Annotated in this window: 11 protein-coding genes; 7 read left to right on the top strand and 4 right to left on the bottom strand. The window is 68.5% G+C overall.

The features are described 5' to 3' along the window. Position 1: 1 nt before the first annotated feature. From VAR608DRAFT_RS19945 to VAR608DRAFT_RS19935, 3 genes are all read right to left on the bottom strand, one after another. Positions 2 to 1237 carry an ABC transporter ATP-binding protein gene (locus VAR608DRAFT_RS19945; RefSeq protein ID WP_088955632.1) on the bottom strand — a complete coding sequence of 412 codons (1236 nt, stop codon included), beginning with the start codon at positions 1235 to 1237 and terminating at the stop codon, positions 2 to 4. Continuing rightward, positions 1227 to 2069, bottom strand: coding sequence for an ABC transporter permease (locus tag VAR608DRAFT_RS19940; RefSeq protein ID WP_157731054.1), 843 nt, complete (start codon positions 2067 to 2069; stop codon positions 1227 to 1229). Before VAR608DRAFT_RS19940 ends, VAR608DRAFT_RS19945 begins: the two co-directional genes overlap by 11 nt. Positions 2070 to 2445: 376 nt before the next feature. Continuing rightward, complete coding sequence (locus VAR608DRAFT_RS19935) at positions 2446 to 2778, bottom strand: DUF2917 domain-containing protein (RefSeq protein WP_088955630.1); 333 nt, start codon at positions 2776 to 2778, stop codon at positions 2446 to 2448. A 143-nt stretch (positions 2779 to 2921) separates the two neighbouring features. On the opposite strand from VAR608DRAFT_RS19935, the gene VAR608DRAFT_RS19930 reads away from it, so the two are divergent. Further along, positions 2922 to 3905, top strand: a complete 984-nt coding sequence (locus VAR608DRAFT_RS19930) for a LysR substrate-binding domain-containing protein (RefSeq protein ID WP_088955629.1) — start codon at positions 2922 to 2924, stop codon at positions 3903 to 3905. Between the two features lie 125 nt (positions 3906 to 4030). Here VAR608DRAFT_RS19930 and VAR608DRAFT_RS19925 read toward each other — a convergent pair whose 3' ends face one another. After that, positions 4031 to 4648 carry a 5-formyltetrahydrofolate cyclo-ligase gene (locus tag VAR608DRAFT_RS19925; protein WP_088955628.1) on the bottom strand — a complete coding sequence of 206 codons (618 nt, stop codon included), beginning with the start codon at positions 4646 to 4648 and terminating at the stop codon, positions 4031 to 4033. Positions 4649 to 4657: 9 nt separating this feature from the next. On the opposite strand from VAR608DRAFT_RS19925, the gene VAR608DRAFT_RS19920 reads away from it, so the two are divergent. From VAR608DRAFT_RS19920 to VAR608DRAFT_RS19895, 6 genes are all read left to right on the top strand, one after another. Further along, the gene (locus tag VAR608DRAFT_RS19920; RefSeq protein ID WP_088955627.1) at positions 4658 to 6676 is read left to right on the top strand and encodes a lytic transglycosylase domain-containing protein; all 2019 of its coding nucleotides are present in this window, start codon (positions 4658 to 4660) and stop codon (positions 6674 to 6676) included. Positions 6677 to 6705: 29 nt separating this feature from the next. Then, the gene (locus VAR608DRAFT_RS19915) at positions 6706 to 7308 is read left to right on the top strand and encodes a mechanosensitive ion channel family protein (protein WP_231972900.1); all 603 of its coding nucleotides are present in this window, start codon (positions 6706 to 6708) and stop codon (positions 7306 to 7308) included. 88 nt (positions 7309 to 7396) lie between these two features. After that, on the top strand, positions 7397 to 8080 hold the full coding sequence (locus VAR608DRAFT_RS19910) for a glutathione S-transferase family protein (RefSeq protein WP_088955626.1): 684 nt from the start codon (positions 7397 to 7399) through the stop codon (positions 8078 to 8080). 43 nt (positions 8081 to 8123) lie between these two features. After that, positions 8124 to 9398 carry a multifunctional CCA addition/repair protein gene (locus VAR608DRAFT_RS19905; RefSeq protein ID WP_088955625.1) on the top strand — a complete coding sequence of 425 codons (1275 nt, stop codon included), beginning with the start codon at positions 8124 to 8126 and terminating at the stop codon, positions 9396 to 9398. 56 nt (positions 9399 to 9454) lie between these two features. Then, positions 9455 to 10216 carry a trehalose-phosphatase gene (otsB, locus tag VAR608DRAFT_RS19900; protein ID WP_088955624.1) on the top strand — a complete coding sequence of 254 codons (762 nt, stop codon included), beginning with the start codon at positions 9455 to 9457 and terminating at the stop codon, positions 10214 to 10216. Then, a complete protein-coding gene (locus VAR608DRAFT_RS19895; RefSeq protein ID WP_088955623.1) occupies positions 10213 to 12141 on the top strand; it encodes a glycoside hydrolase family 15 protein in 1929 nt (642 codons plus the stop codon). The genes otsB and VAR608DRAFT_RS19895 overlap by 4 nt, the downstream gene beginning before the upstream one ends. Positions 12142 to 12180: the final 39 nt, after the last annotated feature.

The raw sequence follows: 12180 nt of genomic DNA, 5'->3' as shown, positions 1-12180 counted from the left end.
CTCACGCCTGTTGCGAAACGATGCTGTGGGCAGACAGGCGGCTGGCGAGCCTGAGCACGCCGTGGCGGCCTTCATAGGCGCGCGGCGCACCGGGCAGCGCGACGGGATGCACTTCGAGCTGCACGCACTCCGGCGCCGAGAACACTTCCTTGCCCGCCACGTCGTGCAGGAAGAAATCGACGAAGTAGCGGCCCGGCATCAGGCTCATGCGCTCCAGCGCGAGGCGGAACGAGAAGCGCCCCTCATAGCGCTGGAAGTCCACCGATTCCTCGGGCCCCCAGACTTCGGAAAGGATGATGCCGTTGGCGTCGTGCCAGCGGAAGAACGGGATGCACAGCGGCGTCGGCTCCTGCGCCTCGAGCTCGAGCTCGATCTCCACCGGCTTCAGGAAATCGACGTCGCCCACGGCTGTCTGCGCACCGTTGATCTGCAGGTCCGCCAGCTGCAGCTTGGACGACTTGCCATGCCGCGCCTGCACCGCCACCGGCGCGCGGGTCGCGTACTCGGCCAGCACCTCGTCGACCGAGCCCTGGCGCAGCAGCTTGCCGCTCTGCAGCAGCAGGCCCTTGTTGCACAGCGCCTTCACCGCGGCGATGTTGTGGCTCACGAAGAGCACCGTCTTGCCTTCCTGGCTGCTGACGTCCTTCATCTTGCCGAGGCACTTCTGCTGGAACTGCGTGTCGCCGACCGCCAGCACCTCGTCGACGATCAGGATCTCGGGGTTCAGGTGCGCGGCCACCGCGAAGGCGAGGCGCACGTACATGCCGCTCGAATAGCGCTTGACCGGCGTGTCCAGGAAGCGCTCGACCTCGGCGAAGTCGACGATGGCGTCGAACTGGCGGTCGATGTCGCGCTCGCGCATGCCGAGGATCGAGCCGTTGAGGTAGATGTTCTCGCGCCCGGTGAGCTCGGGGTGGAAGCCCGTCCCCACCTCCAGCAGCGAACCCACCTTGCCGTACAGGCGCACTTCGCCCGCCGTCGGCTCGGTGATGCGGCTCAGCACCTTGAGCAGCGTGCTCTTGCCCGCGCCGTTGCGGCCGACCACGCCGACCACGTCGCCCTTCTTCACGTCGAAGGACACGCCGTCGAGCGCCTTGAAGGTCTCGTACTCCTGGCGGTTGAAGACGCTCTTGAGCGCCGCGAAGGCGGCCTCGGTGACCCGGCTGTGCTGGGCCATGTGGGCGATGCGGTATTCCTTGCTGAGGCCGCGCACGGACAGGGCCAGATCAGATGACATCGGCAAATCTCCGCTCCGCGCGTTGGAACATCATGGCGCCCACCAGGAACAGCACCACGGAGACCACGGCGCTCCAGACGACCGAGCTCCAGTTCATCATCGGCGTGCCGAGCACGGCCCACCGGAAGGATTCGAGGATGCCGACCATCGGGTTGATGGCGGCGAGCCATTGCGCCGATGCGGGGATGCTCGACGCGGCATAGGCCACCGGGCTCGCCCACAGCAGGAACTGGCTGAACACCGGAATGACGTAGCGCACGTCGCGGTAGCTCACGTTGAGCGCCGCGGTCCAGAAACCCAGCCCCAGGGCCAGCAGGATCGCCATCAGCATCGAGACCGGCAGGAAGAGAAGCGCAAAAGTCGGCGGAATCCGGTAGATCGCCAGCAGCACCACCATCACGGCCGCGCCGACGGCGAAGTCCAGCAGCACGCCGCGCACGGTCGACAAGGGCAGCACGATGCGCGGGAAATAGATCTTGCTGACCAGCCCCGAATTGCCGACCAGCGAATCACCGGCCTTCTGGAAGATCTGGATGAAGGTGTTCCAGATCAGGAGGCCGGCGAAGCCGAAGACGAAGTACGGGATGCGCGCATCGCCGGTCGGCAGCTTGGCCACCGCCCCGAAGACGAAGGCGAACAGCCCGGCGCCGATGAGCGGCTGCAGCACCACCCAGAGCACGCCGACCGCGGTCTGCCGGTAGCGCAGCCGCACGTCGCGCAGCGCGAGGATGCGCAGGAGGTCGCGGTATTCCAGCACATCCCGCCAGGGGAAGAAGGCCGCACGACGCTGCGGCCTGATGACAAGGTGAGGTTCACCTGCGTTCGACGACATTGACGAAAGACCCTCCGAGCCTGAGAGCACCGAGGAGTCCATGCGAGACGAGCCTCAGAGACATTAGTTGCACGATGATACACATCAAAATTAAACCTTAACTACTACCATTCGGCCAACTGTGCGAAACGCCACGGTGCTATGACTCTCGCAGTATCTGCCGAAGGCAGGGTTGACTGAAGCGCGCGCGTCGTCCAGGCGTGCGCACACGCAACGTTCATTCCATGCGGGGGTGAGGGCGCGGTGCCGCGACGCGCAGCGCCGCCACGCGGGGGTGCGCGTGCTCTTTATGAGGGTAAGGACGAAAAAGCGCAGCGCGAATGCGTCATCGCGCTGCGCTCCCGCTTCGAGATCTCCGGCCGATGGCCGGGCGCGCTCAGGCGGCGCGGGCGGTGGACTGGACGGCGTCCCAGCTGTAGGTGGCGCCGTGGCTGTCCCACGGTTCCATCACGATGCGCTCGCCCGCCGGCACGGTCAGCGATTCGCCGGGCGCAAGCACCAGGTCTTCGCTGCCCCGGTGGGCAGTGGCATCGCGGGTCACCCACACCCGGCCCTGCCGGATGCGCAGCACGCTCGCGCTGGAGGCTTTCAGGCTCATCGCATGCCCGGCCTCGAGCTGCCATGAACCGCGGCGCACGGCCGGCGGCACGGCGGCCGGACGGGCCGATGCAACGGACGGAAGCGTGTGGGTCGTGGCGATGGCGGACATGTGGATCTCCTGGGTGGTGAGCACGCGAATGGCGCGCTTCGGGAATGAATGATCGGCTCGCCGCCGTTGGCAGTCCAATGAAAACGCGCTAGCCTACTGATTCCGATTCCGCATCAATCAACGCCCCCGCCGAAGCACCCCCGATGCTGCATTCCCAGACCCATCTGCGTTCCCGGCCGATCTCCGCCGGGCACCTGCGCGCCTTCGAGGCCGTCGCCCGCCACCTGAACTTCCGCGCCGCCGCCGAGGAGATGGCGCTCACCCAGTCCGCCGTCAGCCGGCAGATCCAGTCACTGGAAGACGAGGTGGGCGTGGGCCTGTTCCTGCGCCACACGCGGGCGGTGGAGCTCACCAGCGCCGGCGCGCAGCTGCTGCTGGCGGTACAACAGTCGTTGCCGCGCATCGACGGCGCGGTGCGCCAGATCCGGCAGAACGCGGGACGCAAGAGCGTCTCGCTGACCACCTTCGCGTCCTTTGCTTCGATGTGGCTGATTCCGCGGCTCGAAGCCTTCCAGCGCGACAACCCCGAGATCGACATCCGCATCGACGCGAGCGACCTCGCGCTCGACATGGATGTCGCCGACGTCGACCTCGCGCTGCGCTACGGCCCGGGCGAGAACATGCCCGCGGGCTCGGTGCGCCTCTTCGGGGAGACGATCACGCCCGTGGCGAGCCCCTGGCTGATCAAGACCAACCCGCCGATCAAGGGCCCGGCGGACATCGCCCGCTTCACGCTGATCGAGGCGGGTGATGCGCACCGCACCCACCTCGAATGGCTGACCTGGCGCCGCTGGTTCGAGGTCAACCACATGGCGCGGGCGCAGCCGCGGCGCTGGCTCTACTTCAACTACGCCTACCAGATGGTGCAGGCCGCGCTCACCGGCCAGGGGCTGGTGCTCGCCCGCAGTTCGCTGATCGCCGAAAGCCTCGCCAACGGCGACCTGGTCGAGGTGCTGCCGCACCACCGCATGGATTCACCGATGGCCTACTGGCTCATCATCGGCCCGCGCAGCGCGCCGCGGCCCGAGATCCAGGCCTTCTGCGAATGGCTGCAGGGCCAGGCCGCGATCACGCGCGAGACGATCGGCGAAGTCCCAGACCCGGACACCCTAGACCAACTGGATTGACCCGAGGCCCGCGCAGCGTGGCCCGTTCGCGAAACACCGCGGAACCGGCTCCGCCGGGCCGCTGGTGTTGCCCCCCGGTAGGGGGGTGTCAGAGCCACACGAAGTGGGCGAGGCTGGGGGGCGAGCTAACCTATCGGCCAGACGACGCCGTTGTCGTTGAGGATGGCGTCAAGGGGTACGTCGTGCGCCTCCGGCTCGAAGTCTTCGAGGAACCCGTTGGTGAACCCGAGCCCGACCGTGAACGGCTTCGGCTCCAAGGCCGCCAGCGTGCGGTCGTAAAAGCCGCCGCCGTAACCCAGGCGATACCCGCCGGCGCTGTAGCCCAGGCAAGGCACGAACAGCAAGGTCGGCACGATCAGCTCGGTGTCCTTCGGCTTCGGGATGTCGTAGGCGTCGTTCTCCATCGGGCAGCCCGGATACCACGCATGGAAGGTCAGCGTCTTGTGCACCCGGTCGACCACCGGCAGGCCGATGCGGCGACGCTGCGGCTCATCGAGCAGTTCGCCGTCCTCCTTCCAGCGGTGCAGCGCCGGCAGCGGATCGAACTCGCCCTTGATCGGCCAGTAGGCGCCGATCACGGTGTCCGGCCGTCCGACGAGCCAGATGCGCATCACGCGCTGGAGCAGGTCGGCGCGCGCGAGCCGGTCCGGCATCGCAAGACGCTGTTCCACCAGTGCATTACGCAGCTGAGTTTTGAGAAAGTTGGCAGTTGCCGATGTGTCGGCACCGTTTGACTTGTCCATAATCCCCCGATGCAATTCGCGAGCATTTTGGCATCGGTACGCCGCCGGCCCCGCGTGGCCCTTTCCAGCCTGGTTTTTTCTCTTTTCGCGGCCGCCGCCGCAAGCCCGTCGGCGCAGGTTCAAAACGCGAACGACGACGTTCTCCTGCAAATGAAACAGGCCGCGCAGCGCGGCGACAAGGCGCGGCTCTCGGCCCTCTTGCCGCAGGCTCGCGGCCACATGCTCGAACCCTGGGCCGCCTACTGGGAACTCAAGGCGCGCCTCTCGGAGGCGAGCCAGGAGGAAGTCCAGGCCTTTCTCGCGCAATACGCCGGCACCTACCAGGAAGACCGCCTGCGCAACGACTGGCTGCTGCTGGCCGGCCAGCGCCGCGACTGGAACGGCTTCACCAGCCTGCACCCTGCCTTCCGCATGAATGACGATGCGCAGGTTCGCTGCTACGCGGTGCTGATCGAGACGCTGCAGTCGGGCACCGCGACGCAGGGCCAGGTGGACGAGGTGCGCCGCAACTGGTTCGGCCAGCGCGATCTCGACGACGGCTGCCTCACCGCCGCCGATCGCATGGTCAGCGCGGGCCAGATGTCGGCCAATGACGCCTGGAAGAAGGCGCGCCTCGCGATCGAGGCCAATCGCCCGCAGGCCGCGCGCGCCGCCGTGCTGATCGTGGCGCCCGATGCGGTCCCGCTGTTCGACGACATGAACGCCAACGTCGGCAAGTTCCTCGCGAGCCGCGCGGTGGTCGCGGCCAAGTCGCGCCGCGAGATCATGGTGCTCGCGCTGATCAAGCTGGCGATCGCCGACCCCGAAATGGCCGCATCGCAGCTCGACGGCAAGTGGGGGCCGATGCTCTCCGCCGAGGAGCGCAACTGGCTCTGGGGCACCATCGGCCGGCAGGCGGCGACCAAGCTCTCGCCCACGGCCAACAGCTATTTCGCCAACGTCACGAAGAACAGCGACCTCTCCGACGAGATGCTCGCGTGGAAGGCGCGCGCCGCGCTGCGCACCGGCGACTGGAAGATCGTGCAGGGCGCGATCGGCGCGATGAGCGACACGCAGCAGCAGGACCCGACCTGGGTCTACTGGAAGGCCCGAGCGCTGGCCAGCTACGGTGGCGACGAACGCCGCGCGCAGGCCCGCGCCCTGTACGAAAGCATCGCCGGCACGCGCGGCTTCTACGAGCTGCTGGCGCTGGAAGAACTGGGCCAGCGCGCCGCCGTGCCCACGCGCCCCGAGCCGCTCACGGCCGAAGAAAAGAAGGCCGCGCGCGACAACCCGGCGCTCAATCGCGCGCTCTATGCGATCTCGATCGGCCTGCGTCCCGAAGGCACGCGCGAGTGGAACTACGCCACCAACCTGCACGACCGCGGCGGCATGGGCGACCGCGAGCTGCTCGCCGCCGCCGACTTCGCCTGCCAGCGCGAAGTGTGGGACCGCTGCATCAACACCAGCGAGCGCACCAAGGGATCGATCGACGCCGAGCAGCGCTTCCCGATGCCCTTCCGCGAGATGGTGGTGCGCAAGAGCCAGGAGATCGGCCTCGATCCCGCCTACGTCTACGGCCTGATCCGGCAGGAAAGCCGCTTCGTCATGGACGCGCGCTCGGGCGTCGGCGCCTCGGGCCTGATGCAGGTCATGCCGGCCACCGCGCGCTGGACCGCGAAGAAGATCGGCCTTTCGGACTTCACGCCGGGCCAGATCACCGACCGCGACACCAACATCACCATCGGCACCAACTACCTGAAGCTCGCACTCGACGACTTCGACGGCTCGATGGCGCTTGCCGCCGCCGCCTACAACGCCGGCCCGGGCCGGCCGCGCAGCTGGCGCAACGGGCCGATCATGGAAGCGGCCATCTGGGCCGAGAACGTGCCCTTCAACGAGACGCGCGACTACGTGAAGAAGGTGCTCGCGAACACCACCAACTACGCCGCCCTGATCACCGGTCGGCCGCAATCGATCAAGGACAAGCTCGGCCGCGTCGGCCCGCGCGACGCCGCGGAGCCCGAGTCGAACAAGGACCTGCCCTGAACCGGACCCTGCAGAGCCTGCGCGCCCAGTTGCCGAACTGGGCGATCGAATGGCTCGAGATCATCGTCCCGATGGCGGAAGTGGCGCTCATCCTGCTGGGCGCATGGCTGCTGTACCGCTTCGTGCGCCGCATGATCGAGCGCGTGGCCAGGAGCTACGCGTTGCCCTACAACGTGGCCACGGTCACCCGCCGCACGGCCGGCTTCCTGATCTACGGCGGCGCCGTCCTGTGGGCGCTCGAACGGCTGGGCGCCTCGGGCACCGTGCTCTGGACCGCCTTCACCGGCTTCGCCACCGTCGGCGCCGTGGCCTTCTTCGCCGCCTGGAGCGTGCTGTCGAACATGTTCTGCGCGCTCCTGATCTTCACCACGCGCATGTTCTGGCCCGGCGACACGGTCGAAGTGCTCGAAAACGGCGAGAAGCCCGGCCTCAAGGGCCGCGTGCTGGACATCAACCTCGTCTTCACCACGCTGGAAGAGACCGGCGACGCGCAGCAAGGCACGACGCTGAAGATCCCCAACAGCATGTTCTTCCAGCGCGCCGTACGACGCTGGCACGGCAGCGCGGCGCCCCTGCCGCCGGCGCTGGCGCCGCATCCGGTGTCCCGCGAAGGCGACCGGACCGCGCGCTGAGCATCAATTCCCGGCGCGTTCCGCATCAATCGCCGGGTTGCCCGCGGCTAGCATGAAAAGCTTTGCAGCACCCCATCGGAGAAACGCGATGACCCAGCTCTACATCGGCAACAAGAACTACTCGTCCTGGTCCATGCGGCCGTGGGTGCTCATGAAGCAGGCCGGCATCGCCTTCGAGGAAGTGATGGTGCGCTTCGATTCCATGGACGCCGGTTCGAAGTTCAAGCGCACGATCCTCCCGCTCAACCCGACCGGCACCGTGCCCGTGCTGAAGGACGGCGACATCGTGGTCTACGACACGCTCGCGATCTGCGAATACCTCGCCGAGACCCATCCCGACAAGAAGCTCTGGCCCGCCGACCGCGCCCGCCGCGCGCAGGCGCGCAGCGCATGCGCCGAAATGCACGCCGGATTCGGATCGCTGCGGAATCACTGCACGATGAACATCGAGGCCGACCTGCGCCAGCAGGGGCAGATCATCCTGCGCGACCAAGCCGGCGTGCGCGCCGATCTCGAGCGCATCGTCCGCCTCTGGGGCGGCCTGCTCGAAGCGTACGGCGGGCCGATGCTGTTCGGCGAATTCAGCATCGCCGATGCCTACTACGCGCCGGTGTGCACGCGCATCCGGACCTTCGGCCTGCCGGTGCCGGCGCCGATCTCGGCGTACGTCGACCGCGTCCTGGCGCTGCCGGGAGTGAAGGCATGGATCGACGAGGCGCTGGCCGAAAAGGAGTTCGTCCTCATCGACGAGCCCTACCGCCTGCAGCGCTGACCCAGCCGGGCGCGCGGGCGCATCGCCGCCCTACACTCGCCCGATGCAAACCTATCTCGTCGGCGGCGCGATCCGCGATGCGCTGCTGGGCCGGCCCGGCAGCGATCACGACTGGGTCGTGGTGGGCGCGACGCCCGAGCAGATGATCGCGCGCGGCTACCTGCCGGTCGGCCGCGACTTTCCGGTCTTCCTGCATCCCGAGACGCGCGAGGAATACGCACTCGCACGCACCGAGCGCAAGAGCGCACCGGGCTATCGCGGCTTCGTCGTGCATGCGGCGCCCGACGTGACGCTCGAACAGGACCTCGCGCGCCGCGACCTCACCATCAACGCGATCGCCTTGCCCGAGGACCGGATCGGCGCCTCCGACCGCCTCGACGTCGATCCCGCCGATCTCGTCGATCCCTTCCACGGCCAGCGCGACCTGCGCGAGAAGCGCCTGCGCCACGTGACCGACGCCTTCCGCGAAGACCCGGTGCGCATCCTGCGCGTGGCGCGCTTCGCCGCGCGCTTCGACGACTTCAAGGTCGCGCCCGAGACCCTGGGGCTCATGCGTGAGATGGTCGAGGCCGGCGAGGTCGATGCGCTGGTGCCCGAGCGCGTCTGGCAGGAACTCTCGCGCGGGCTCATGGAAGCCAAGCCTTCGCGCATGTTCGAATTGCTGCGCGAATGCGGCGCGCTCGCGGTATTGCTGCCCGAGGTGGAACGGCTCTGGGGCGTCCCGCAGCCCGCGCTGCATCACCCCGAGATCGACACCGGCGTGCACCTGATGATGGTGCTCGACATGGCCGCGCACCTGAAGACATCGCTGGCCGTGCGCTTCGCCTGCCTGGTGCACGACCTCGGCAAGGGCACCACGCCTGCCGACATGCTGCCGCGCCACCACGGCCACGAACAGCGCAGCGCGAAATTGCTGCGCGATGTGTGTGACCGCTTGCGCGTGCCGGTCGAGATCCGCGAGCTGGCCGATGTGGTGGCGCGCGAGCACGGCCACATCCATCGCAGCGGCGAGCTCGACGCGGCTGCGGTGGTGCGCCTGCTGGAGCGCTGCGACGCCTTGCGCAAGCCCCAGCGCTTCGACGAGGTCCTGCAGGCCTGCGAATGCGATGCGCGCGGCCGGCTCGGCCTCGAAGACCGGCCTTACGCGCCACGCCAGCGCCTCCTTGCCGCGCTGGGCGCCGCGCAATCGGTGGCGACCGAGCCGATCGCCCGCGCGGCGCTCGATGCCGGCGCGTCGGGCCCGAAGATCGGCGAGGCGATCTCGCGTGCGCGCGTGGCCGCCGTGGACGCGGCGCTTCAACCCTCCTTGCGAAGTTGAATTGACGGCTTTGGCCGACGCGGCCTGCGGCGCGAGTCTGCTATGGTTTTTCCTCCATGCAGCAGCCCCCCCGACTCACCCGCGACGCGGCGCTCTTCCTCGACTTCGACGGCACGCTGGTCGATCTCGCCGAGACGCCCGAGGCCGTGCAGGTGCCGGCCGCCATGGTCCCGCTCCTGGGCGACCTCGCCGAGCTGCTCGGCGGTGCGCTGGCGGTGGTCTCGGGCCGACAGATCGACGTCATCGACCGCTTTCTCGCGCCCCTGCGGCTCCCGGCCGCGGGCGAACATGGCGTGCAGCGCCGCGATGCCGGTGGCGAGATGCTGGAGCAGCGCCCGCCCGATCTGCTGTTCGTGCTCCACACCGCCAATGAACTCGCACGCGTGCACGAAGGCCTCTTGGTCGAGCGCAAGCATGCCGCCATCGCGCTGCACTACCGGCTCGCGCCGCAGCTCGAGGCGGTGTGCCGCGACGCCATGCAGCGCGTGATCGAAGGCCAGCCCCAGCTCGAACTCATGCACGGCAAGTTCGTCTTCGAAGTCAAGCCCGCCGGCATCAACAAGGGCATCGCCATCGATGCCTTCCTGAAGGAGCCGCCTTTCGCGGGCCGCGTGCCGGTGTTCGCGGGCGACGACACCACCGACGAAAGCGGCTTCGCGATCGTGCAGCCGCGCGGCGGGGTCGGCATCAAGGTCGGCGCCGGCCCCAGCCTGGCGCTGCACCGGCTCGATTCGCCGCGCGCGGTCTTCGAATGGCTCGTCGCCACGCGCGACCTGCTCGCGGCGCCTGCAACGACAAGCCCGAGGAGGCCGGCATGACAACCTTTCAGAAAGACAACGAAACCATCGAGGGCCGCGCGGGCCCCTCGATCGCCGGCGCTGCCGGCGCGAGCGACACGGCGCCGGCCTATGACGAAGCCCTGGCCCGCCCCGGCGTACGCACCGGCTTCGCACCGCCGGCCGCACCCTCGCTCGAAGTCGGCGTGATCGGCAACTGCGCGTACAGCGCGCTCATCGATTCGCGCGCCCGCGTCGTGTGGTCCTGCCTGCCTCGCTTCGACGGCGACCCGGTCTTCAACGCGCTGCTGCATCCCGACGAGGATGAGGCCGGCGCCTGGAGCATCGAGCTCGAGGACTTCGCATCCTCCAGGCAGTGGTACGAGCCGAACACCGCGGTGCTGCGCACGCAGCTCGTCGACAGCGCCGGCCAGTGCATCGAGATCACCGACTTCGCGCCGCGCTTCCACAGCCGCTCGCGCTACTTCCGGCCGCTCACCATGGTGCGGCGCGTCAAGCCGGTCGTCGGCGCACCCCGCATCCGCGTCAGGCTCGCGCCGCGCTTCCAGTGGGGCGCCGCGGCGCCGACCATCACGCGCGGAAGCAATCACATCCGCTATGTCGGGCCCGAGTTCGCGCTCCGGCTCAGCACCGATGCGCCGGTCTCGCACATCCTCTCGCACCAGCCCTTCGTGCTTTCGCGCGAACACAACTTCGTGCTCGGCGCGGACGAGACCCTGAGCGACGGCATCGCCGACACCGCGCGCCACTTCGAGCAGGAGACCATCGCCTACTGGCGCACCTGGAGCAAGCGGCTCGCGATCCCCCTCGAGTACCAGGAGGCGGTGATCCGCGCCGCGATCACGCTCAAGCTCTCGCTCTACGAGGACACCGGCGCGATCGTCGCCGCGATGACCACCAGCATTCCCGAGGCGCCCGACAGCCAGCGCAACTGGGACTACCGCTACTGCTGGCTGCGCGACGCCTTCTTCGTGGTGCGCGCACTCAACAGCCTCTCGGAAGTGGGCACGATGGAGGACTACCTGCGCTGGCTCTCCAACGTGGTGATCGGCTCGCGCGGCGAGCACATCCAGCCGCTCTACGGCATCGGCCTGGAGCGCGAGCTGCCGGAGTCCTTCGTCGACGGCCTTCCGGGCTACCGCGGCATGGGGCCGGTGCGCGTGGGCAACCAGGCGCAGGAGCACTTCCAGCACGACGTGTACGGCAACATCGTGCTCGGCGCGGCCCAGGCCTTCCACGACCACCGGCTGCTGAGCCGCGCGGGCCTGGCGGAGTTTCCGTACCTCGAAGCCATCGGCGAGCAGGCGATCCGCGTCTACGGCACGCCCGACGCCGGCATGTGGGAGCTGCGCACCCGCGCCCGCGTGCACACCAGCTCGGCGCTGATGAGCTGGGCCGCCTGCGACCGGCTCGCGAAAATCGCGCGCGCGCTCGGCCTGCCGGAGCGCGCGGCCTACTGGCACGGCCATTCGTCGCGCATGCGCGAGGAGATCCTTGCGAAGTCCTGGTGCGAGGAGCGGCAGGCCTTCGCCGAGAGCTTCGGCGGCCATGAGCTCGACGCGAGCATCCTGCTCATGGTCGAAGTCGGGCTGATCGACGCGCGCGATCCGCGCTTCATCTCCACCGTCGACGCCATGGAGAAGTCGCTCTGCGACGGTCCGTACATGCGCCGCTACGAAGCGGCCGACGACTTCGGCAAGCCCGAGACCGCGTTCAACATCTGCACCTTCTGGCGCATCGACGCGCTCGCGAAGATCGGCCGGAAAGCCGAGGCGCGGCAGATCTTCGAGACCATGCTCGCCGCGCGCAATTCGCTCGGCCTGCTGTCGGAAGACACGCACCCGGTCACCGGCGAGATGTGGGGCAACTTCCCGCAGACCTATTCGATGGTGGGGATCATCAACGCGGCTGTTCGACTCTCTGCGCCCTGGGATTCGTGCATATGAGCAACGCCGGGCCGCCCCAAGTTGCGAAAGCCCCCTCGG

This window comes from Variovorax sp. HW608 (assembly GCF_900090195.1).
Classification (GTDB): Bacteria; Pseudomonadota; Gammaproteobacteria; order Burkholderiales; family Burkholderiaceae_C; genus Variovorax.
Note: the sequence above shows the minus strand (reverse complement) of the source record. Positions and strands in the feature narration are given on the sequence as shown.